This is a genomic window from Colwellia sp. BRX8-7 (assembly GCF_014077275.1).
Classification (GTDB): domain Bacteria; phylum Pseudomonadota; class Gammaproteobacteria; order Enterobacterales; family Alteromonadaceae; genus Colwellia_A.
In genome coordinates this window covers 1-605 of sequence record NZ_JACGVP010000083.1, presented here as the reverse complement: position 1 = coordinate 605, position 605 = coordinate 1, and the positions used below count along the sequence as shown (strand labels likewise).

Annotated in this window: 1 protein-coding gene; it reads left to right on the top strand. The window is 33.9% G+C overall.

Annotated elements, in window-relative coordinates; genetic code table 11:
- Nucleotides 1-605: hypothetical protein (locus H4J57_RS20395; RefSeq protein ID WP_182243999.1), on the top strand; the 605-nt coding region annotated here is incomplete at both ends.

Here is a 605-nt window from a genome sequence, read left to right as displayed (position 1 = left end):
CACTATTCAGGGTTAGCACGTTTATCAAGACAAGATAAAAAGACACTTTTAAGGGAAGGAACTGTTCGATGTTTCCATGTAAGAATCGATGACATTAAAGGTTTAAAACGTGAAAATAAGGCTTACCCATTTTCCACAACATTACCAAACAAATATCTTGTTCAATGGGGTGAATTACATCCAGAATCGCAATATGGACTTGAATCTTTTTTACTTAATAAAGACAGTGGTCAACTCGATATTTGTATAAAAACAATCAATTTCGATGATTTATTAGTGCCCATTGGTATGGTGGAATATATTGAAAAGTGCTTCAAACCTCGTGAGGAAAAATCTCAAGAGGGGTTTCAAGCAGATATAAGCAATAAAGCCGTAACTAAAAATCGTTTTGATGACTTTCAAGAGTTGTTAATTGAAATACTAACTAAACACCCAGCGTACTCAAATAAAGGAGTATGGAAACTGCTAAAAAATGAATCTGAAGACTTTGGGGACTATCGGACATTTGACAAATATAACTTACTACAAGAAATGTCAGGTGATGATATTGAATGGGAAGATAAAAAAGGTAAACCGAGAAAGTCTATAAGTGCTAAAGGATTAGC